This is a genomic window from Rhizobium sp. 57MFTsu3.2 (assembly GCF_012932765.1).
GTDB lineage: Bacteria > Pseudomonadota > Alphaproteobacteria > Rhizobiales > Rhizobiaceae > Rhizobium > Rhizobium altiplani.
In genome coordinates this window covers 1-21,987 of record NZ_JDWI01000016.1, presented here as the reverse complement: position 1 = coordinate 21,987, position 21,987 = coordinate 1, and the positions used below count along the sequence as shown (strand labels likewise).

Here is a 21,987-nt window from a genome sequence, read left to right as displayed (position 1 = left end):
TAAAGGCTTGGCATCAAGGGGCTTTCGCCTGCCCACAAGCTCCGTTTCGGGTCGGATTCGGCCTCGTCACAAACGTTAAAATGCAATTGTTTCTCAAAACTGGATGTTCAAGCCTTTCTGCCAAAGTGCCTCTCAGGTTTCGCATGAAGTGAGGCAGCAATGACCGGTTACCATGAGCTCAAGGGTGCAGCGCAGATACTCGTCGTCGAGGACGACCCGATCCAGCGTCGACTGCTCAAGAACGCGATAGAGCGTCACGGCCACGTCGTCCATCAGGCGGAAAACGGCCGGATCGGGCTGGAGATGGTGAAGAGAGGCAGCGGCCTCTATAATGTCATCGTTCTCGACCTGATGATGCCGGAGATGACGGGCCTCGAATTCCTCGAGGCACTGCACGAATTCGGCACGCATGTTCCGGTGATTGTCCAGACAGGGCAGGGCGGTATCGAGACCGTGGTGCAGGCAATGCGCGCCGGCGCCTTCGATTTCGTCGTCAAGCCGGTCTCTCCGGAGCGGATTGCCAATTCGATCTCCAACGCCCTGAAGCTCGACCAGCGCGAGGTCAAGGCACGCGCCGGCCGCCGATCGCGCTCCGGCGCCGTCGGCTTCGATGACATCGTTTCGGCCAGCCCGGCAATGCTCCGCGTCATCGATCTGGCGCAGCGCGCAGCGCAGTCGAACATTCCTGTCGTGCTTGAAGGCGAGTCCGGCGTCGGCAAGGAACTGGTCGCCCGTGCGATCCAGTCCGGCAGCGACCGTTCCGGCAAGCCATTCGTCACGGTCAATTGCGGCGCCATTCCGCACAATCTGGTCGAAAGCATTCTCTTCGGCCACGAAAAGGGCGCCTTCACCGGTGCCACCGAAAAGCATATCGGCAAGTTCATGGAAGCCGATGGCGGCACCATCTTCCTCGATGAGATCGGCGACCTGCCGCTCGAGGTTCAAGTCAAGCTGCTGCGCGCCGTCCAGCAGGGGGAAATTGAGACCGTTGGCGCGCGCACTGCGCACAAGGTCAATGTCCGGCTGATTTCGGCGACAAACAAGGATCTGATCGAAGAGGTCAAGAACGGCCACTTCCGCGAGGACCTCTACTATCGCCTGAATGTCTTCCCGATCACCATTCCCGCGCTCCGCAAGCGAAAGGAAGACATTCCGCATCTCGTGCGCGTCTTCACCGAGCGCTTCTCGAGCGAGCAGAAGAACGGCCGTCGTATGTCGGTTAGCTCCGGTGCATTGGCTTTGCTCACAGCCTATGACTGGCCGGGCAATATCCGCCAGCTCGAGAACGCGATTTTCCGCGCGGTGGTCCTCGCCGAAGGCGGTGAGCTGACCGAAGCGGATTTCCCGCAGATTGCGGCACAGCTGCCCGAATACGAGGTCGTTGATCATTTGGCGCTGGTCGCCGACAACACGCGTGTCGATCGACAAAACGACTTTTCAGCCACCGATTATCCGGCCCATCAGGCCAGCGTCGAAGAGGCGGTTGCACGAATCACGGAGGCGCCCGACAACGCAATTGCGAGCACAAACCCTGCCGGGGATGTGCGCAAGCTCGCGGATGTGGAGGAAGAACTGATCCGATTCGCCCTTAAATTCTATCGGGGGCAGATGAGTCAAGTGGCTCGGAAATTGGGTATCGGAAGGTCCACATTGTACCGGAAACTCAAGGATTACGGCATAGACCCCGACAATCCGCTGAAGGACGCGGCATAGGTTTTCTAATTAACACTCCGGCAATCATCTTTTGTTACGAAACATAAACCACTTGTTAGTGGGCTGTTCACTATGTAAAGAAAAGGTTGAACGCGTGTGGCATTTTTGCCATCGTGTGACCGCATTTAACAGTCAACGGTGTCAAAGAGGGACCATCGGCTGTCTGACGGGGATTGAGTTGCCGGATCTGAATCGGAATACGAGACCTTCGCGCTTGAACTGGCGCACAAGGTCCACGGGCCTTTGCGGAAAGGTGTTTAGGACGGCTATGGCCGCCCTTCTCGCACTCGCCGTTTCGTCGCCTGTTCTAGTCAGTTCGCCTTCCGAGGCGGCAGGCGAAACGCGTAGTCTCAAACTCTATTTCGTCCATACCGGCGAAAAAGCCGTCATCACCTACAAGCGCAACGGCCGGTTTGACCCGAAGGGTCTCCAGCAACTGAACCGGTTCCTTCGCGACTGGCGTAAGAACCAGCCGACGAACATGGACCCGCGCCTTTTCGACCTCATCTGGGAAGTCTACCGTCAGAGCGGCTCGCGCGACTACATCAACGTCGTCTGCGGCTTCCGTTCTCCGGCCACCAACGCCATGCTGAAGTCGCGTTCGCGCAATTCCGGCGTCGCCGAGAAGAGCCAGCATATGCTTGGAAAGGCGATGGATTTCTTCATTCCCGACGTCAAACTGGCCACTTTGCGCGGCATCGGCATGAAAATGCAGGTCGGCGGCGTTGGATTCTATCCGAAATCCGGCTCTCCCTTCGTCCACATGGACGTCGGCGGCGTCCGCGCCTGGCCGCGCATGAGCCGCGAAGAACTGGTCCGGCTCTTCCCGAACGGCAACACGATGCACATCCCATCGGATGGCCGTCCGCTGCCGGGCTACGAGCAGGCGGTGGCCGATTACAAGCGTCGCGTGAGCTCGACGCAGGTGCAGATGGCAAGCTCCGGCGCCTATTCGGGCTCGTCGGTCGGCGATCAGCCAAAGCATAAGACGCTGTTTGCAGCCCTGTTTGGAGGCGGCGCCGACGAGGCCGAAGACAGCTCCGATGATGATAGCAGCGCAGCAGTGGCGGTCGCGAAGGCGACGCCGCCAGCGGCTAACATGCCGAACGCCGCCAATCCCGGCGAGCAAGCGCCCGCGCAGGCTACTGAAGTCGCAAGTGTAAACGCGCCGATTCCGCAGGTGCGTCCGGCGTTCGCCAATCAGCCAGGCGGTAGCGAGATGGCCAGCGCCCTCGTCGCTCCGCAATCCGGAAATGCAGCGCAGCAAGCCCTTTCCGCTGTGACCGAGCAAGGTCAGCAGCAGTTCGCGGATCTCAGCGCCTACAGCGTACCGGTTCCTTCCCTACTCGGACCGCGCCGCTCTCCAGGAGACGCGGAAGTCGCCTCGGCTGATCCATCTGCGATGACGGGGAATCTCACAGCGGTTCCGACGCCGGGTGAACGACCGGCGCTTGCCGAGAAGCTTCTGGCCGCGGCGAGTGCCGATGCCGAAGCTGAGGACGACATGGTGGACCAGGAAGATACGCTTTCTCCGGCCGTTGCCGATGCCCTCGACCAGCAAAATGTTGATGGCGATCGTCAAGTCGCATCCAACCAGGCGCCGGTCACGAGCGTCGAGCAGGCTATTAACGCGGCAATGCCGCAAAAGGTTCCGGGCGAAAGGCCGCAATTGCAGCTTGCCGCTCTGGTGCCGGCGACGAAGTCCGCAAGCTTCGGCGATGCGTTCGATGCACCGAAGCCGACCGATGCGAATGGACTGTCGCAGGGCCTGCCGACCAAGGGCGGCCGCCCGACGAAGCATGAGGCGGCAGAGGCCGACGCCAGCCGCGCAACGGTTCGCACCGAGCCGAAGCTGACGCAGAAGATCATCTCGCAGTGGGCGCTCACCAATGCCCGCATGGAAATGGTCACCAAGCCGGTCAAGGCGCCTCGCTTCGTCAGCCAGACGCTTCGTGCCCAGCCGACCGCGGTCTATGCCGAGGGCTTCACGAAGACAGCCTCCATCGATCCGGGCCGCTTCAGCGGCACTGCGGTCAACTTCATGGAAGTGCGGAAGTTCGACTCGAACTAAGTCGGACAGAACAAGAATTTCGAAGAGCCGTCGGAGCAATCCGGCGGCTCTTTTGTTTTCCGGGCCAGGGCGGAAAAATCGGGCAACGCGGTCACATCCCAGAAAGAGCGGTTGATTTTCGTTTCCATTTAGAGAATAAAGCGCCTCCCGTATTCTTTTCGAGCGAATATATGGATCTGTCGTCAATTGAAATCTTCAAGGCAGTCGCGGCGCATTCCAGCGTCACGAAGGCGGCGGCCGCAGTGGGGCGTGTGCCGTCGAACGTCACGACGCGCGTCCAGCAGCTCGAAGAGGATCTTGGGGTGGCGCTGTTTTCTCGAGACGGCAAAAAGATGTCGTTGACGCGCGAAGGCACGATCTTTCTATCCTATGCGACACGTCTTGCCGATCTGGCCGTGGAAGCAAAGCAGGCCGTGCGGCCGCTGGCTGCATCGGGCGTGATGCGCGTCGGAACGATGGAAAGCACGGCCGCGAGCCGACTCCCCGACGTCATCAGGCGGTTCGGGTCGCTGTGGCCCGACGTTTCCCTGCAATTGACGATGGGGGCGACACGGGAGCTCATGCAGAGCGTGCTCGCCGAAGAGCTGGATTGCGCGTTGATCGCGCGGCCGCCGCAGACGTCGCTGGACGAGACGCGCTATGCCGATCTCGACCTCGGCCGGTTTGAAGCGCGGCGGATCTATCTCGAGGATCTGATCCTCGTCCTTCCGCCGAAGCATCCCGAGGTGAAAGCCGCAGCCGATCTGCGTGTCGGGACGCTCGCCGTGATGGAACCAGGCTGCACCTATCGGCGCATGGCCGAGGAGTGGGCTGAGGACGCCGCTTCGCCGCGCACGCTCGAGCTCGGCTCCTATCATGCGATCCTCGCCAGCATTGTCGCCGGCAACGCCTTCGGCGTCATGCCGCGCTCCGTCTACGACCTTCTGCGCTGGCCCGCCGATATCGTCACCCGCGATATTGGCGCAGTGGAGACCTTTCTCGTTCGCCGCAAGGGTGACCGATCGGACGCGTTCGAGGCTTTTCACGATGTCCTCATTGCCTCGAGGGGCAGGGACGGCCTCTCACCTCCAAGCGGCTGACCTCGGCGCGCAACCTTCTTACAACCCAGGCACTTCGTTTTCACAAACTGTCGGTTCGTCATGTCAAATTCCAGCACTCCCAAGGCCCTCGGCCGCCGGCTGTTCTCGCCGATCCTCGCCGGCGCCACGCTGCGTGAGCGCATGCTTGCCTGCCTTGGCGCGCTGATTGCGATCGCGCTGACAGGCATGGTCTGTGGCTATTTCTTCGGCCAGGGTCCGCATCTGCCGCTGATTGTCGCGCCGATGGGGGCTTCGGCCGTGCTGCTTTTCGCCGTGCCGGCAAGTCCGCTGGCACAACCCTGGTCGATCATTGGTGGCAACACGATCTCCGCCATGATGGGCATTCTCGCCGCACACTTCATTCACGAACCGATCATCGCGATCGGCGTTGGCGTCTCGCTGGCGATCGGCGCCATGTCGTTCACCCGCTGCCTTCACCCGCCGGGTGGCGCCGCGGCGCTGACCGCCGTGCTGGGCGGCCCGGCGGTAGCGAGCTGGGGGCTGCTTTTCCCCTTTGTGCCGGTGGCGCTGAATTCCTGCATCCTGGTGGCGCTCGGCGTTGTTTTCCATAAACTGGGACGGCGAAACTATCCGCACGTCGCCGTGCCGGCGCCGGTCAATACGCATCAGACGATCGATCCGCCGTCCGTGACACGGATAGGCTTCCGCGAGGAAGACGTCGACGCGGCACTCGCGAAGTTCGAGGAAACGTTCGATATCGACCGCGGCGACCTGAGCCGCTTGCTGCGGCAGGTCGAGGTGGAGGCTGCCGTTCGTTCCCATGGCACCGTCAGCTGCGCCGACATCATGTCGCGTGATGTGATTGCGGTCGGGGAGAACGCCACGGCGGAGGATGCGCGCGCGCTGCTTTTGAAGCACAACATCCGCACGCTGCCCGTTAAGGATGGCAGTGGGCGATTGATCGGCACGGTCGGGCTGCGCGAATTGATGCAGGCCGAGCAGGTTGCCGGCCATATCGTGACGGCGGCAACCGCTCCTCCAGATGCGCCGGCCGTCAGTCTGTTGCCCGTCTTGACGGACGGGCGCACCCACGCCGTTGTCATCGTCGATCCCACCGGCCATGTCGTCGGGCTCATCTCGCAGACGGACCTGCTAAGCGCCATGGCCCACATGCTGCCGGAACGGACGGCGCGGATCGCGGCCTGAATGGCGGCTAGAAGAGAGTGGGCTGTCCGAACTGCAGGTATGCGGCCAGACTAAGCGCGGAAAGCGAGATGGCAAACGGCGGCGCCGGCGTGCGCATCGTCCAGCCGAGAAGCAGGCCTAGCGCCGCGATCAGCATGCCGAGCCATGGTCCGTTGCCGGCGAAGGCCAATCCGAGAGCGGAAAGGCTGACGGCGCTGGCGATCATGGTCAGCGGCGCAGTTGCCACCGCGGCCTGTGTTTCGCCGCGAAAGATGCTGCTGAAGCGCGGCCAGCTCAAGGCAATGGCAAGAACGAGGAGGGCGGGGGCGATCGTGTGGAGTTGCATCAGCGCGCACCCATGACCAAACGATGATCACCGTCGAAACCGTTCGTGTCGCGAACGTTCAGGCGTGCTGCAAGCGCAGTGCCGACCGCAATCAGTACCGGATTGTCGTAGCCGATCGCCGCAATTCCCTCAGGGATGGTTGCGAGCGTGCCGCTCCAGTCACGTTCGGTCGAACGGCTCACGTCGCTGATGATGATGGCCGGCGTTTCCGGCGGCAGGCCTTCCTCGATCAACCGGTCGGCGATGAGCGGTGCCGTCCTGCCACCCATGTAGAAGACAGCTGTGGTGTGGCGATCGGCGACAGCGGCCCAGTCGACATCGATCGGCAGGCCGCCATGACGAGAATGGCCGGTGATGAAGCGGACGGATTGGGCATGGTCGCGATGCGTCAGCGAAATCCCGAGGCGGGAGGCCATGGCGCTTGCGGCTGTTATGCCGGGGATGACATCGACGGGGATGTTTTCGCGATCGAGATGGGCAATCTCTTCGCCGGCGCGGCCGAAGATCATCGGATCGCCGGACTTCAGTCGTACGACCCGCTTGCCTGATTTGGCGAGCTTCACCATCATGGCGTTGATGTCTTCCTGGCGGCAGCTTGTGCGGCCACCGCGCTTGCCAACCAACATGCGCTTGGCTTCTCGCCGGGCAAGCTCCAGAACCTCTGAAGAAACCAGGTCGTCGAAGAGGATCACGTCTGCGGCTTGCAGGGCGCGGACGGCCTTCAACGTCAGAAGCTCCGCATCACCCGGGCCGGCGCCGACCAGCGTCACGCGACCGCGCGAGGAGTGGGCGGGCGCTTCCCGAAGCCTGTCGGCCTCCTCGAGAAGCAGCCCGCCGACGCCCTCCTCCGGCGTATCCGAACTTGAAAAGGCGCGATCGACAAATCGCTCCCAAAAGGCGCGGCGGAGCGGGCCGGGAGTCAGTCGTTCATTGACCCGGTCGCGCAATGTCTGAGCGAGTTCAGCCCAACCCTTCAGTGTCCAAGGCAGCAATGTCTCGATGCGACGCCGGATCGCCTGGGCGAGGATCGGGGCGGCGCCATCCGTCGAGATCGAGACGACGACGGGTGAGCGGTTGACGATGGAGCCGAACTGGAACTGGCAGAAGGCAGGCTTGTCTATTACGTTGACTGGGACGCCGGCCATGCGGGCGGCGTCGAAGAAGGCTTTCGCCTCGTCCTCTTCCTCACAGTCGGCGATGGCGATGGCCGCGCCGGCGAAGATGGTTTCATTCCAGCCATGGCAGTGACGGACGAAACTGCCCCGAGGATGCTCGGCGCCGCGCGAGATCAGCTTCTCGAAAGTGTCGGAAACCGCGTCGGCGTAGACATGCACCTCCGCGCCGCAGGCAGCGAGAAGCTCGGCTTTCCAGGCGGCGGCATCGGATCCGCCGGCGACGATCACGCGCTTGGATTCAAGTGCCCAGAACACCGGCAGCTTGGCAAGCGGTTCCATGCGGGCGGGTGCTTCATTCCGCGGCTGCTGCAAGACATCCATCGATGATCCCCCTGATTTCGGCGCGGCACGAGCCGCAGTTGGTTCCGGCATTGAGTTCCTTGCCGACGGCTTCGACGCTGTGGCAGCCGCCGCGTACAGCGGCGACGATCTGGTTGACGCCGACGCCGAAGCAGGAGCAGACGGTGGCACCCGGATCGGGCTTGTCTGCGCCCGGGCGACCGGCAACGAGAGCGAAGCGCTTGCGCAGATTGGTGTGCTCGGCGGTGAGCTGAGAGATCGCCCAGTTGCGCGCAACAGCCACCGGTTCGCGCGCCAGGAACAAGGCGGCAAGCAGTCGCTGGCCGCCAAAGAAGGCAAGCCTCAGATCGCCGGATTGCTGGTCGGCGTAACCAAGCGGCTCGACGCCCTCGGGAATAGCGAAGGTGCTGCGGCACCACGTGCACCAGTCCTCGACCGGCTGGTCGAAGGCGAGCTCCACTCGCCAGCCGCCTTCGGCCTTTGCCAGCGCCCAATAGGCGGCATCGAGGTGATCAGGCTTGGCTGCGGAAACGGCAAAGCCGTAGCGCGCCGCTTTGAAGCGTCGAGCAGCAACCGCACCATTCTTCGATGCCGGCTGGCCGGAGATTGCGTCGGTCAAGGGTGCGACGACGGCGTCGATGCGTGCCTTCGCGGCGAACTGATCGTTCCAGTGCATCGGTACGAAAATGCTGCCGCGCGCCTGGCGCTCGGTGATCAGGGCGCGAACCACGGCTTTGCCGTGAGGGCTTTCTATTTCGACGAGGCCGGCATTGCCGACGCGGATCTCGATGGCGTCGCGCGGATGAAGCTCTGCGAAGGGCTCGGCGATGTGCGAGGAGAGCCGCGCACTTTTGCCCGTCCGGGTCATCGTGTGCCACTGGTCGCGGATACGGCCGGTGTTCAGTGTGAAGGGATAGTCGGCGCTGGTGCGATCCGAGGCGACCGGTTCGACGGCGATGAAACGTGCCTTGCCGTCGGCGTGGTAGAAGCCGCCCTTGGCGAAGAAGCGGGTCTCGGTCGCGTTGTGGCCTGCGGGCTGTGGCCACTGGAAAGGGGGGAGTTCGTCGTACGACTGACGGTTCAAGCCGACGTATGCGCCGATATCAAAGTCGCGACGGCCGTTGTTCTCGAAGGCGGAGAGAGCGGCGTGCTCGTCGAAGATTTCGGCATTGGAGCTGAAGTCGAAGGCTTGGGCAAAATCCATGCGGCGCGCCACTTCGGCAAGCTGCCACCAGTCGGCGCGGGCCTCTCCCGGTGCATCGAGGAAGGGGCGCTGGCGGGAGATGCGGCGCTCGGAGTTGGTGACAGTGCCGCTCTTCTCACCCCAGCCGAGCGAGGGCAGAAGGACATGGGCGTGACGGGCGGTGTCTGTGCTTTTCAGGACATCGGAGACGACGACGAAGGGACAAGCCTTGATGGCGGCCTCGACGGCGTCGGCATCCGGCATGGAAACAACCGGGTTGGTCGCCATGATCCAGAGCGCCTTGATGCGGCCGTCGGCGACAGCCCTGAACATGTCGACGGCCTTTAGGCCCGGCGTTTGCGCAATGGCCGGCGCATTCCAGAAGCGCTGGACACGGTCGCGGTCCTCGGCATTTTCGATGGCCATGTGGGCGGCAAGCATGTTGGCAAGCCCACCGACTTCGCGACCACCCATCGCATTCGGCTGGCCGGTGAGCGAGAACGGGCCCATGCCCGGCCGGCCGATGCGGCCGGTGGCGAGATGACAGTTGATGATCGCGTTGACCTTGTCGGTGCCAGATGAGGACTGGTTGACGCCCTGGCTGTAGCAGGTGACGACCTTCTCGGTCGTGGCAAAGAGGCGGTAGAATTCGCGAAGCTGCATGGCCGGCAGGCCGGTCATATCAAGCACCTCGTTGAAGGAGACGCCTGTGGCAGCCGTAAAGGCCTCCGCAAAGCCGTTGGTATGTTCGGCGACGTAGTTCTGGTCGATGGCGTTGCTTGCGATCAGGTGTTCGAAAAGGCCGACGAAAAGGGCAACATCGCTGTCCGGGCGGATGGCGAGATGCAGGTCGGCGATATCTGATGTCATCGTCCGCCGCGGATCGATGACGACGACCTTCATGCCGGGGCGCGCGGCCTTGGCCGCCGCCAGCCGCTGGTAGATGACCGGGTGGCACCAGGCGAGGTTCGAGCCGGTGAGGATCACCAGATCGGCAAGCTCGATGTCTTCGTAGGTGCCCGGCACTGTGTCCGAGCCGAAGGCGCGGCGGTGACCGGCGACGGAGGACGACATACAGAGCCGCGAATTGGTGTCGATGTTGGCCGAACCGATGAAGCCCTTCATCAGCTTGTTGGCGATATAGTAGTCCTCGGTCAGCAGCTGGCCGGACACATAGAAAGCAACGGAATCGGGGCCGTGCTCGGCGATGGCATCGGAAAATCGTTGCGCGACGAGGTCAAGCGCCTGTCCCCATTCCGCCCGCTCCCCCGCAATTTCCGGATGGAGGATGCGCCCGTCGAGATCGACGGTTTCTCCGAGCGCCGAGCCCTTCGAGCACAGCCGCCCGAAGTTGGAGGGATGGTCCGGGTCGCCCTTGACGGACACCTTGCCGTCTTCCGCGAGCTTGGCGATGACGCCGCAGCCGACACCGCAATAGGGACAGGTTGTCTTGACCTCTTTCTGCATCATTCGGCTGCCATCATCAGGCTTTCGAGCGCGATGTAGAGGGCGCCGTCCTCGTTGCGGACGGGAATGGTCCGCACTTCGCCCTCATCGGCGCCGAGCGCCTTGCCGGTTTCTAGCGAGATCACCCAGTTGTGCAACGGGCAGGTGACGGCCTTGGCATGGACGATGCCCTGGGAGAGCGGCCCGCCCTTGTGCGGGCAGTGGTCCTCGATGGCGAAGACCTCGTTTTCGGCCGTTCGGAAGACGGCGATCTTTCCCTGGGGTGTCTTCACGCAGCGAGCGCCCCGCAGCGGAATGTCGGAGATGTCGCCGATTGAAATCCAGTTCATATCCATCTCCTTACTCAGCGGCCTGCGGGTAACCGATGGTCGCCATCGGCTTGAACTCATGCTTGTCCTTGCCGGAGACGCGCTCCGACCAGGGATCGACCTGGGCGAATTTCTGGGAGAAGACGAAGCGATCGTAGTAAGCCTCGCGCTTGTCGGCGTCGCCCATGATCTGGCGGCGTATTTCCTCCAAGCCGACGCGCTTTGCCCACTTGTAGATGCGCTCGAGATAGCGGGCCTGCTCGCGATACATTTGTGTCAGCGCCACGATATGCTCCAGCGCCTCGTCCTCGGTCCTGACGAGGCCGAGGACCTCCGTGCCCTTGATGTCGAGGCCGGCGGCGCCGGCGAAGTGGATCTCGAAACCCGAGTCGACGCAGATGACGCCTATATCCTTGCAGGTCGCTTCGGCGCAGTTGCGCGGGCAGCCGGAGACGGCGAGCTTCAGCTTCGCCGGCGTCCAGGAGCCCCACATGAACTTCTCGATGCGGATGCCGAGGCCGGTGGAGTCCTGCGTGCCGAAGCGGCACCAATCGGAGCCGACGCAGGTCTTCACCGTGCGCAGGCCCTTGGCATAGGCCTGTCCGGAAACAAATCCTGCCTTGCCGAGATCGGCCCAGACAGCCGGGAGGTCTTCCTTCTCGATGCCGAGCAGGTCGATGCGCTGGCCGCCCGTCACCTTCACCATCGGGATTTCGAACTTGTCGACGACATCAGCGATTGCGCGCAGTTCGTTGGAGTTCGTCACGCCGCCCCACATGCGCGGAACGACGGAATAGGTGCCGTCCTTCTGGATGTTGGCGTGGACGCGTTCGTTGATGAAGCGCGACTGGTAGTCGTCGGCATATTCGTCCGGCCAGTCGCAGACGAGGTAGTAGTTGAGAGCCGGGCGACACTTGGCGCAACCGCACGACGTCTTCCATTCGAGCTCCTGCATGACGGCAGGGATGCTCTTCAGACCCTTGGCCTTGATGAGGCGGCGGACGTCGTCATGGCTGAGTTCGGTGCAGGTGCACATCGGCGTGACGGCGGCCGGGTTGTAGCTGTCGCCAAGCGTCAGCGTCATCAGCTTTTCAACGAGGCCGGTGCAGGAGCCGCAGGAGGCGGACGCCTTGGTGTGGGCGCGCACGTCGTCCAGCGACGTCAGGCCTTTGGACGTGATCGTCGACGTGATCTTGCCCTTGCATACGCCGTTGCAGCCACAGATTTCCGCGTCATCCGGCAAGGCTGCAACGGCCGCCATAGGGTCCAGCGGCGACCCTCCCTGGTAGGCCTGACCAAAGATCAGCGTTTCGCGCATCTCCTTGATATCGGTCTGTTTCTTTTTCAGATCGTTGAACCAGGCGCCGTCGGCGGTTTCGCCGTAGAGCACGGTGCCGATGATCCTGTTGTCCTTCAACACGAGGCGCTTATAGACGCCGGCTGAGGCGTCGCGCAGCACGATTTCCTCTCGGTCGTCGCCATCGGCGAAGTCACCGAGCGAGAAGAGCTCGATGCCTGTCACTTTGAGCTTGGTCGGCGTGTCGGAATGCACGAAGGCAGCGGAACGGTCGCCGGATAGATGCGAGGCGGCGACGCGGGCCATCTCGTAAAGCGGAGCGACAAGGCCGTAGACCATGCCGCCGACTTCGGCGCATTCGCCGAGCGCCATGATGCTGCCGTCCGAGGTCAGCATGCCGTCATCGACGACGATGCCGCGGTTGACGGCAATGCCGGCGTCCTTGGCGAGCCCAACGCTCGGGCGGATGCCGACCGCCATGACGACGAGGGTCGCCGGAATGATACGGCCGTCGTCGAGCTCGATGCCCTCGACCTTGCCGTTACCGATGATGGCCTTGGTATTGGCCTTGCAGATGACCTTGATGCCGCGCTCTTCCACGGCCTTCTGCAGAAGATAGCCGGCAGCAGGATCGAGCTGGCGCTCCATCAGTGTCGGCATGACATGCAGGACAGTGACATCCATGCCGCGAGAGGCAAGGCCGGCCGCCGCTTCAAGGCCGAGCAGGCCGCCGCCGATGACGATCGCTTTCTCGCGAGACTGGGCGGCGAGCAGCATCGCCTGCACGTCGTCGAGGTCGCGATAGGTGATGACGCCGGGCAGATCCTTGCCGGGCACGGGAATGATGAAGGGCACGGAGCCAGTGGCGATCACCAGCTTGTCGTAGCTTTCCGTGACGCCGTGATCCGACGTGACCGTCTTGGCCGCACGGTCGATCTTGATGATCTTGTGGCCCTTGTAGAGGGTGATGCCGTGCTTGATGTACCATCCATCGCCGTGGATGATGATCTCTTCGTAGTCCTTTTCGCCGGACAGAACCGGCGAGAGCATGATGCGGTCGTAGTTGACGCGCGGCTCGGCGTTGAAGATCGTGACCTGATATTGGCCCGGCGTCCTTTCGAACAGGTGCTCGAGCATGCGCCCGGGCGCCATGCCGTTGCCGATGATGACAAGCTTCTCAGTCATGGTTTCAGGTCCTCAGATCAGGTGGCAGCGACGGCTTGGGCGGAGAGGCCACGGCGGTCGAGTTGCTTGACCGACAGGTGCATCCAGACCAGCGAAATGATCACGATCGCAAAGAGCAGCATGAAGCAGCTCGACCAGAGGCCGGTCATATCCTTGAGAAAGCCGAAGGCGATCGGCAGGATGAAGCCGCCAAGGCCGCCCATCATGCCGACGATGCCGCCAACGGCGCCGACGCTTTCAGGGTAGTAGGCCGGGATGTGCTTGTAGACGGCGGCCTTGCCGAGGCTCATGACGAAGCCGAGAGCGAAGATGACGACGATGAAGACCGCAGGCGTGATGCCGACCGTTGCGCTTGCGCCGGCAGCCGGGAGTGACAGGATGAGTGTCGCGACAGCTGCGACGGCGAACATCACATACATCACGCTGCGGGCGCCCTTCTTGTCGGAGACAACACCGCCGAATGCACGAAAGATGCTGCCCGGAATGGAATAAGCGGCTGCGACCATGCCTGCAGTTGCTAGATTGAAGCCGTAAACACCGACCAGATAGCGGGGCAGCCACAGCGACAGGGCAACGAAACCGCCGAAGGCGAAGAAGTAGTAGAGGGAGAAACGCCAGACCTGGACGTTTTTCAGCGGCGCGAATTCCTGTGCCAGGCTCTTGGAGGCAACCTTGCCCTCGCGGCGAAGGCGGAAGGCTGGATCATCCGTTGTGGTGAACCAGAAGACGATTGCCATTAATGCCAGGCCGACCGCCCAGATCTGAGCAACCGCCTGCCAGCCCCAGGCGATCAAGACGAAGGGTGCCGCGAATTTGGTCACTGCGGCGCCGACGTTGCCGGCACCGAAGATGCCGAGCGCCGTTCCCTGCTTTTGAGGCGGGAAGAAGGGCGAGACATAGGCGACGCCGACTGCGAAGGAGCCGCCGGCAAGGCCGACGCCGAGGCCGGCGATCAGCATCTGCGTGTAGGTCTGGGCATAGGAGAGGAGGAAGGTCGCCAGGGCAGCAGCCAACATGGTGAGCGTGTAGACGAGGCGGCCGCCATAACGGCCGGTCCAGATGCCAAGGACGATACGGACAAGCGAACCGGTCAGAACGGGCGTGCCGACCAGCAATCCGAACTCGGCTTCGTTCAGGCCGAGATCCTGTTTGATGCGGATGCCGATGATCGCGAAGATCGTCCAGACGGCAAAACAGAGGGTGAAGGCAATCGTGGACATCCACAATGCTTTGGCTGGTTCGCCGGCGGACATGGACTGCGTGTTCCTGATAACAGACATGGCTTCTCCGGGGCCCGACAAGGTCGTGCCTATCCATCGCTAGGGGTTAAAAACAAAAAGCCGCTGGTCAGGGCGCGCTTTCACTAGACGTGCGCGAGATATCCTGATCAGCGGCTTTGCTGTGGGCGCCCGTCGTTGGACGCGGAATTCTTGGCCTGTTGGCCTGCTTATAACAAAGCAAGGGCCGTGCCAGTTTTAGTAAGCTATTGGTTTTGAATGAAAATCGTTGGTCGCGGAGATCCCGCGAACGTCCTCGGTGTCAACGCACGTGCAACAATCACTCTAAAATTTGTGCAATGCGTATAAAATAAGCACGTGCTCAGCGGCGAGCTTGGCTCGCGATATAGCTGTCGACGTCATCGGGATCGAACAGGCCGCCGTCGAAGAAGCCGTCCGGCCCAAGGGTTAGCGCGCCGCTCGAGCCGACGGGCGTCTCGACCTTGAGCGCACCCTCCACCTTCGAACTCGCCGCCGGCATCGAGACATCAAGCGCCTTCAAGGCGCTTCGGTAAATATCGGGCCTGTAGGTGTCGTTGGCGATCTGCTGGTTTTCTGCGGTATGCCGGATGTGCCCCCAGCGAACCATCTGCGTGTAGAACCACAAGGCGTGGCTCTTCCAAGGGAACGTCGCTGCCTTGGCATTGGGGACAAAGAAGTCCTTGATGCTCAGCGTCTCCTTCCCGCCAATGTGCAGCAGACCGGTCAATGCGGGTAGCAGACTTTCCAAAGGCCGATCGACATAGGCGGGCTTCGCGAGCAGCTTGGCAAGCTCCTCGTGATTGCGGATGTCGGCGCACCAGCGGGAGGCCGTGTAAAGCGCCCGCAGGAGGGCCGCGAGCGCTTCCGGATGCCCGTCGGCCCAGCGGCTGTTGACGCCAAGCACCTTTTCAGGGCTCGATTTCCAGATGGCGGCCTTCACCGTCGCCAGATGCGCGCGGTTATGGAGCACGCCGAGTGTGTTCCATGGCTCGCCGGCGCAGTAGCCGTCGATGAGGCCTGATGTCAGCGCGTCCGCCATATCGGGCGGAGGCAGGACGCCGATCTCCACATCCTTGTCGGGATCGATGCCGCTTGCGGAGAGCCAGTAGCGCAGCTCGTAGTTATGACCTGAATAGGGGTGGACGACTCCGAAGCGCAGACGCTCGCCGTTCCTGTTATCAATGACGCGCCGCAGGGCAAGGCCGCTCGCGTGGGCGTCGAGATCGGGCGAGGCACCGCATGCGGCCATCTCGCTCCAGACGTCGGCGGAGACAGTCACGGCATTGCCGCCAAGTCCAAGCGCCATCGGCACGATCATACGCGGCGCCGGCGCGGTCAGTCCGAGATTGCAGGCGATCGGCATGGGGCCGAGAATATGCGCCACGTCGAAATGGCTGACCGCAAGCCGGTCGCGAATCGTCGCCCATGAGCGTTCACGCACGAGCCTCAGCTCGATGTCCTGTTCCGCTGCAAAGCCCTTCTCCTTGGCGGCGACCAGAATTGCGCTGTCGAGAAGCGGCAGAAAGCCGGCGGTGATCTGATGTGTGCTCGTCATGCGTCGGTTCCCGGATCCAGAAGGCTCGCAGCCGTGATCAGGCTTTGGGCAATCTCGACGATTTTTCTATTCTGGTTCATGGCCGTTCGCCGCATGAGCGCATAGGCCTCATCTTCGCTCAGTCCACGGGATCGCATCAGAAATCCCTTCGCGCGGTCGATCAGCTTGCGGTTTTCCAGTTCGCCGCGCGTTTCCTCCAACTCGCGGTTCAGGCGCGAGAAGGCATTGAAACGGCTGATCGCCATCTTGAGGATCGGGCGGACACGCTCCTGCTTCAGACCGTCGACGATATAGGCGGAGACGCCGGCCTCGACGGCGGCCTCGATGGAGGCCTCGTCCGACTGGTCAACGAACATTGCAATGGGGCGCTTAACCGCGCGGGAAATCTGGAAGATGCTTTCCAGCATGTCGCGGTTCGGGTTCTCGAGGTCGATGACGATGACGTCGGGGTTGATCTCCGTGATACGCCTCGCGAGGCCGTTCATGTCGTCGATGATCGTGACGTTGTCGTAGCCTGCCTCCCGCAGGCCAACATCGATGATCGACGCGCGGATGCTGTTCTCGTCGATGACGAGCACGTTGAGGTCACCAGGCTTGGAAGAGCGGTTGGCCACGGGGTCTACCGCCGGTCGTCAGGGATTTGCGTCAGATGAGATAGCGTCGGCATTGATATCGCGAAAGGTGCCATGCTGCGGTTGTCTTGCCCTATGATCTCTGAGGCCAAGGTCGAAGTCCCTTGTGCGGCATTGAATGCGCGAACGACGCCTCAAAATCAAGCAATTTGTTTCAATGCTTATTCTATGAGCATTGGCGAGGGCGGCGGGCGCAGCGTTCCCACGCAAATTTGCACAGGGTTGAGCTTCCTACACTGCGTTACATATCGCGATGGAGCCTGACATATCAGCGATACGTCGCGCAGACCAGATTACCCACGTTTTCAACCTCAGCCGCGCCTCCCGACCATTTCAAGCCCGGCATCCCATAGATTAAAGGAGCGACCGCATGAACCGCCGTATCGTTTCCACCTTCGCACTGGCACTCGCCACCAGCGTCATCGCCTTTGCGTCCCAGGCCGCTGACATCAAGAACATCGTCATTGTTCACGGCGCCTTCGCCGACGGATCCGGCTGGCGCCAGGCCACCGAAATCCTGGAGCGGCGCGGCTTTCACGTTACGGTCGTACAGGAACCTTTGACCTCGCTCGCCGACGACGTCGCTGCGGCGAACCGCGTGCTGGACCTGCAGGATGGGCCGACGCTACTGGTCGGGCATAGCTATGGCGGCATGGTCATTACGGAAGCCGGCCGGAACCCGCATGTCGAGGGACTTGTCTATGTGGCGGCCTTCCAGCCTGACAAGGGCGAAAGTGTAGCTACTCTTGCGGCCTCAAAGCCTCCGGCCGGAAAGGGCATCAAGGAAACCAAGGACGGCAAGTATCTCTATCTCGATCCAAGCGTCTTTCACGCCGATTTTGCCGCCGACCTGCCTAAGGCCGAAGCAGCCTTCGTGGCGCAGTCACAGGTCTTTGCTGCGAAAGAGGTCTTTGGCACCAAAGTCGGGGAACCTGCCTGGCGGACGAAAAAGAGCTGGTCCATCGTGGCGACCGAGGATCGCTCCATCAACCCCGAACTGGAGCGGACCATGGCAAAGCGTGCCGGCAGCGTGGTCACCGAGATCAAGTCCAGTCACGCGGTCTTCGCCTCGCAGCCGAAAAAGGTTGCTGACGTGATCGAGAAGGCGGCCAAGGAAGCCGGCAGATAAGTTCTGCCCGACCCAATCGCAAACAAAATAGCCGCCGAGAATGTCGGCGGCTTTGAAGGTAAGGCGCGAAACGATCAGCCTTCCGGCGGAGCTTCGATCATGCCGAGTGCATGCAGATAGGTGTCGAGGATTGCGTCCTCTTCCATACGTTCCTGCTCGTCCTTTTTGCGCAGCGCAACGACCTTCTTGAGGATCTTGGTATCGAAGCCCATGCCCTTGGCTTCGCCGTAGACGTCCTTGATGTCGTCGGCGATGGTCTTCTTTTCTTCTTCCAGGCGTTCAATGCGCTCCACAAAGGCGCGAAGCTGATCGCGGGCGACGCCATGAGCATCAGACATCGTGTTCTCCTGATTGGGGGTGGGAAAATTCGGATGGCGTTGACTGCCGCGAAGCGTGTCCGGGGTCAAGCCGATTCGAGCCGCACAGGAATTATTTGTGCGGCTTGTTCAGCTCAAACGCTGCTTTTTGCTCCGCCGAGGCGTCGTTCTGGTGGAGGTTCTTCCAATCGTCATACGGCATGCCGTAGACGATTTCGCGCGATTCGTCTTTGGAGAGCGGAACTCCGTCCGTCTCGGCTGCTTCGCGGTACCAGTTGGACAGGCAGTTGCGGCAGAAGCCCGCAAGGTTCATCAAATCGATGTTCTGGACATCGCTGCGCTCGCGCAGGTGCTCCACGAGGCGACGAAAAGCCGCAGCCTCGAATTCGGTCTGTTGTTGTCTCGTCAGGGCGGCCATCTCGGTCTCCTTTATTCGTACGGACCGGTGCGCGACACATGCACGTTGTACTCGTGCAGTGCCGGATCGGCATTCATGGTCTCGAAGATCGGTGCGAGACGGTCCGCCCACGCAGCAATACCCGGCTCGTCGCCGATCAGATCCTGGCGTACCTCGAGCAGCGCGTGCGGAATGCCGGTCAGCATGCAATGTCGATACATTGTATCGCCCTTCAGCGCGCCGTCGTAAGGCTCGTTGTCACCGACCACGAGATCGGGATCGCTGCGCAACAAATCAAGCAAGGGGGCGACTGCGCGCTTGTCGGTATCCCACAGGACGGCTGCGTGCCAGGGGCGGGGAAAGTGTTTCCAGACCGGCGTGTAGGAATGAAGCGAGAGAACGAGCGGCGCACTCCCGGTCTTGTTGGCGACTCTGTCGATCGTTTCGCTGACGGCATTGTGATAGGGCCGGTGGAACGTTTCGATCCGGTAATTCCACTCCTCCACGGTGATCGGATGGTTGCCCGGCACGATCGCGCCGTCCGATATCTTCATGATCAGCGTGGGGTCGTCTTCGCCCCGGTTCGGGTCGATCAGCAACCGCGAAAAGCCGCCCAGGACGGCGGGCACTCGGAGCCTCGTCGACAGGTTCCTGACAAGTCCCTCGATGCCGATGTCATAGGCGATGTGGCGCTCGAAGGCATTGTCCGGCAAGCCAAGTCGTCCATAGCGCTCCGGCAGTCGATTCATCGCGTGATCGCCGAGCAGCACCATGCCTTTGTCATGATCGCCGGCTAGTAGTTCAAATGATTTGAAAGTGCTCATGGATGAAATGTCGATCGCAGTTTACGGGGCCGTCTTTGATCGCACGCGTCACCGATGGGTTCAAGCGCGCTTGGCAAGCAAAGGCTGCGGCCCGGCCGAAGTACGGTCGGTCATCTAGGATATAATCGATTAGCATTGCGTTGACATTCGCCGGGAGGCAGCGCAAGAAAGCACAAACATCGAATAACCGGGAGCCAATTGGAAGTCGTGTTGATCCAGACCGCGCCAAGTTTCCTTACGCGTTCCGGGCCGCTTGCCCGTTTTGCCCTTTTTGTCCTTGCGGCGTTCTCGCCGTTCTTCATTGCCGATGTGGCCCGCGCGGATTTCCGTGTGTGCAACGGAACGCAGAATCTGGTGGGCGTGGCGATCGGATATCGAGCCAAGGATGGCTGGATGACGGAAGGCTGGTGGCAAGTGCCGGCGACGACCTGTGCGACGCTGATCGAGGGGGAGTTGCAGTCCCGATACTATTATCTCTACGCCGAAGACGCTGCCCGGGGAGGCCGATGGACGGGTGACGTGCAGATGTGCGTGGCGGAAAACGAGTTCAAGATCACGGGAGTCAATGATTGCTACGCCCGTGGCTATCAAAAGATGGGGTTCAAGGAATATGACACGGGCCGCCAGGGCAGCTGGATGGTTCAACTTTCCGATACCCCAGGCACCCAAGAAAGCCCGAATCAATGAAGCGCAACCGCAAAGTTAAAATCCTCGCCACCCTCGGACCCGCCTCGTCCGAGGAATCGATGATCGAGAAGCTGCACCAGGCCGGTGCCGACGTCTTTCGCATCAACATGAGCCACGCCAGCCATGACGTGATGCGCACGCTGATCAAGCGTATCCGCGCCGTCGAAGCGCGCTCCGGCCGTCCGATCGGCATCCTTGCCGACCTGCAGGGCCCGAAGCTGCGCGTCGGCAAGTTCGCCGAAGGCAAGGTCGACCTGAAGCCGGGCGACACCTTCACGCTCGACAACAAGGACATTCCCGGCGACGCCACCCGCGTGTTCCTGCCGCATCCGGAAATTCTGGAATCGGTGCAGCCCGGTCACCGCCTGCTGATCGACGACGGCAAGCTCGCCCTGCGCGCTGAAAAGTGCGACGGCAAGAGCATCGTCACGACGGTCATTTCCGGCACGAAGATTTCCGACCGCAAGGGCGTCAGCCTTCCCGACACGCTGCTCACCGTCGGGGTTCTGACCGACAAGGACCGCACCGACCTCGCAGCTGTTCTCGAAACCGACGATGTCGACTGGGTCGCGCTCTCCTTCGTGCAGCGCCCGGAAGATCTGGCTGAAGTGCGCAAGATCGCGCGCGGCCGTGTCGGCATCATGTCGAAGATCGAAAAGCCGCAGGCGATCGAGCGCATCGAGGAAATCATCGAGCTGTCCGACGCGCTCATGGTCGCCCGTGGTGACCTCGGCGTCGAAATGCCGCTCGAATCCGTGCCGGGCATCCAGAAGCAATTGATCCGCGCCTGCCGCCGTTCGGGCAAGCCGGTCGTCGTCGCGACGCAGATGCTGGAATCGATGATCTCCGCGCCGGTTCCGACCCGCGCCGAGGTGTCCGACGTCGCCACGGCCGTCTTCGAAGGCGCCGATGCGGTGATGCTATCGGCGGAATCCGCTTCGGGTGACTACCCGGTCGAAGCGGTCTCGACGATGGCCTCGATCGCCAGCGCCATCGAGCGCGAGCCGCACTATCCTGGTATTATCTACGCGCAGCGTGCGCAGCCGGAGGCAACCGGCGCCGACGCGATTTCGCTCGCGGCCCGGCAGATCGCCGAGACGCTGCGCCTGTCGGCCATCGTCTGTTATACCTCGTCAGGCACAACCGGCTTGCGCGCCTCGCGCGAGCGCCCGCAGGTGCCGATCCTGGCGCTGTCGCCTGTCATCCAGACGGCTCGCCGCCTTGCCATCGTGTGGGGCCTGCACTGCGTCGTCACGCATGACGCGACCGACCTTGACGACATGGTCAACCGTGCCTGCCGCATAGTAGCCGATGAAGGCTTCGGCAAGCCGGGCGACCGCATCATTATCTCGGCCGGCGTGCCGCTCGGGACACCTGGTGCCACCAACATGCTGCGCATCGCCTATATCGGCTCCGACGGCCAGAGCGGCGTCTAAGATTTTCCGTAGGGATTGAACGAAAGCCCGTCGCCTGACCTAGGCGACGGCTTTTTTTGTTGTGCGCCCAGCATGGGCGCATTCTTGTGGGTGGAAGTCCCACCGTAAGCTGGTCACAGCGAGCGAAGTGAAGCGCAACTGCGGAAGGGTGACCAACCGTGGGGAGGAAGCGTGGATCGAACCTGCGGGCCGATGGACAAGAACCGGATATGTGATGATCCCGAAGCCAGGGGGCGGCGAGCGCGAGCTTGGCATCCCCACGGTGCTGGACCGTCTGATCCAACAGGCGCTCCTGCAAGTCCTCCAGCCTATTCTTGATCCGACTTTTAGTCAGCACAGCTACGGCTTCCGTCCTGGAAGGAGTGCACACGATGCCGTCCTGGCGGCGCAATCGTTCGTGCAGTCCGGACGGCGGGTTGTCGTGGACGTTGACCTGGAGAAATTCTTCGACCGGGTTGACCATGACATCCTGATCGACCGT

The 21,987-nt window shown here is 62.0% G+C and carries 19 protein-coding genes; 8 read left to right on the top strand and 11 right to left on the bottom strand.

What is annotated here, in order from left to right; all coding sequences use genetic code 11:
* Positions 1-159 precede the first annotated feature (159 nt).
* The 4 genes from AF71_RS17495 to AF71_RS17480 all read left to right on the top strand — a co-directional run bounded on the left by AF71_RS17495 (position 160) and on the right by AF71_RS17480 (position 6,030).
* Complete coding sequence (locus AF71_RS17495) at positions 160-1,713, top strand: sigma-54 dependent transcriptional regulator (protein ID WP_113470654.1); 1,554 nt, start codon at positions 160-162, stop codon at positions 1,711-1,713.
* A gap of 178 nt (positions 1,714-1,891) precedes the next feature.
* Positions 1,892-3,784 (top strand): DUF882 domain-containing protein, encoded by a 1,893-nt coding sequence (locus AF71_RS17490; protein ID WP_169682305.1) that lies wholly within the window; start codon positions 1,892-1,894, stop codon positions 3,782-3,784.
* Between the two features lie 170 nt (positions 3,785-3,954).
* The gene (locus tag AF71_RS17485; protein ID WP_113471945.1) at positions 3,955-4,863 is read left to right on the top strand and encodes a LysR family transcriptional regulator; all 909 of its coding nucleotides are present in this window, start codon (positions 3,955-3,957) and stop codon (positions 4,861-4,863) included.
* 60 nt (positions 4,864-4,923) lie between these two features.
* Positions 4,924-6,030 (top strand): HPP family protein, encoded by a 1,107-nt coding sequence (locus AF71_RS17480; protein WP_169682303.1) that lies wholly within the window; start codon positions 4,924-4,926, stop codon positions 6,028-6,030.
* Between the two features lie 7 nt (positions 6,031-6,037).
* Here AF71_RS17480 and AF71_RS17475 read toward each other — a convergent pair whose 3' ends face one another.
* From AF71_RS17475 to AF71_RS17440, 8 genes are all read right to left on the bottom strand, one after another.
* Complete coding sequence (locus tag AF71_RS17475) at positions 6,038-6,355, bottom strand: hypothetical protein (protein WP_169682301.1); 318 nt, start codon at positions 6,353-6,355, stop codon at positions 6,038-6,040.
* Positions 6,355-7,851 (bottom strand): siroheme synthase CysG, encoded by a 1,497-nt coding sequence (gene cysG, locus AF71_RS17470; RefSeq protein ID WP_169682299.1) that lies wholly within the window; start codon positions 7,849-7,851, stop codon positions 6,355-6,357. The genes AF71_RS17475 and cysG overlap by 1 nt, the downstream gene beginning before the upstream one ends.
* Positions 7,823-10,480 (bottom strand): nitrate reductase, encoded by a 2,658-nt coding sequence (locus tag AF71_RS17465; protein WP_169682355.1) that lies wholly within the window; start codon positions 10,478-10,480, stop codon positions 7,823-7,825. The genes cysG and AF71_RS17465 overlap by 29 nt, the downstream gene beginning before the upstream one ends.
* Positions 10,480-10,815 (bottom strand): nitrite reductase small subunit NirD, encoded by a 336-nt coding sequence (gene nirD, locus AF71_RS17460; RefSeq protein WP_025658043.1) that lies wholly within the window; start codon positions 10,813-10,815, stop codon positions 10,480-10,482. Before nirD ends, AF71_RS17465 begins: the two co-directional genes overlap by 1 nt.
* 4 nt (positions 10,816-10,819) lie before the next feature.
* Positions 10,820-13,270, bottom strand: a complete 2,451-nt coding sequence (gene nirB, locus AF71_RS17455) for a nitrite reductase large subunit NirB (RefSeq protein ID WP_018860288.1) — start codon at positions 13,268-13,270, stop codon at positions 10,820-10,822.
* Positions 13,271-13,287: 17 nt separating this feature from the next.
* A complete protein-coding gene (locus tag AF71_RS17450; RefSeq protein ID WP_025658044.1) occupies positions 13,288-14,550 on the bottom strand; it encodes a nitrate/nitrite transporter in 1,263 nt (420 codons plus the stop codon).
* 319 nt (positions 14,551-14,869) lie between these two features.
* Entirely contained in the window at positions 14,870-16,084 is a 1,215-nt protein-coding gene (locus tag AF71_RS17445) for a CmpA/NrtA family ABC transporter substrate-binding protein (RefSeq protein WP_169682296.1), read from the bottom strand.
* Entirely contained in the window at positions 16,081-16,698 is a 618-nt protein-coding gene (locus AF71_RS17440) for an ANTAR domain-containing response regulator (protein ID WP_169682294.1), read from the bottom strand. The genes AF71_RS17445 and AF71_RS17440 overlap by 4 nt, the downstream gene beginning before the upstream one ends.
* A 388-nt stretch (positions 16,699-17,086) precedes the next feature.
* Here AF71_RS17440 and AF71_RS17435 point away from each other — a divergent pair, with 388 nt between their 5' ends.
* Positions 17,087-17,845, top strand: a complete 759-nt coding sequence (locus AF71_RS17435; protein ID WP_169682292.1) for an alpha/beta hydrolase — start codon at positions 17,087-17,089, stop codon at positions 17,843-17,845.
* A 74-nt stretch (positions 17,846-17,919) separates the two neighbouring features.
* Here the strand turns inward: AF71_RS17435 and AF71_RS17430 are convergent, their stop codons facing one another.
* The 3 genes from AF71_RS17430 to AF71_RS17420 all read right to left on the bottom strand — a co-directional run bounded on the left by AF71_RS17430 (position 17,920) and on the right by AF71_RS17420 (position 19,383).
* Positions 17,920-18,183, bottom strand: coding sequence for a DUF2312 domain-containing protein (locus AF71_RS17430; RefSeq protein WP_007527482.1), 264 nt, complete (start codon positions 18,181-18,183; stop codon positions 17,920-17,922).
* Between the two features lie 91 nt (positions 18,184-18,274).
* Complete coding sequence (locus tag AF71_RS17425; protein WP_018860293.1) at positions 18,275-18,580, bottom strand: DUF1244 domain-containing protein; 306 nt, start codon at positions 18,578-18,580, stop codon at positions 18,275-18,277.
* An 11-nt stretch (positions 18,581-18,591) separates the two neighbouring features.
* Positions 18,592-19,383 carry an N-formylglutamate amidohydrolase gene (locus tag AF71_RS17420; protein WP_025658049.1) on the bottom strand — a complete coding sequence of 264 codons (792 nt, stop codon included), beginning with the start codon at positions 19,381-19,383 and terminating at the stop codon, positions 18,592-18,594.
* 198 nt (positions 19,384-19,581) lie between these two features.
* On the opposite strand from AF71_RS17420, the gene AF71_RS17415 reads away from it, so the two are divergent.
* The 3 genes from AF71_RS17415 to AF71_RS17405 all read left to right on the top strand — a co-directional run.
* Complete coding sequence (locus tag AF71_RS17415) at positions 19,582-20,070, top strand: DUF1036 domain-containing protein (RefSeq protein ID WP_025658050.1); 489 nt, start codon at positions 19,582-19,584, stop codon at positions 20,068-20,070.
* The gene (gene pyk / locus AF71_RS17410) at positions 20,067-21,506 is read left to right on the top strand and encodes a pyruvate kinase (protein WP_018860297.1); all 1,440 of its coding nucleotides are present in this window, start codon (positions 20,067-20,069) and stop codon (positions 21,504-21,506) included. Before AF71_RS17415 ends, pyk begins: the two co-directional genes overlap by 4 nt.
* A 214-nt stretch (positions 21,507-21,720) precedes the next feature.
* Positions 21,721-21,987: reverse transcriptase domain-containing protein (locus AF71_RS17405; protein WP_246733723.1), on the top strand; the 267-nt coding region annotated here is incomplete at its 3' end.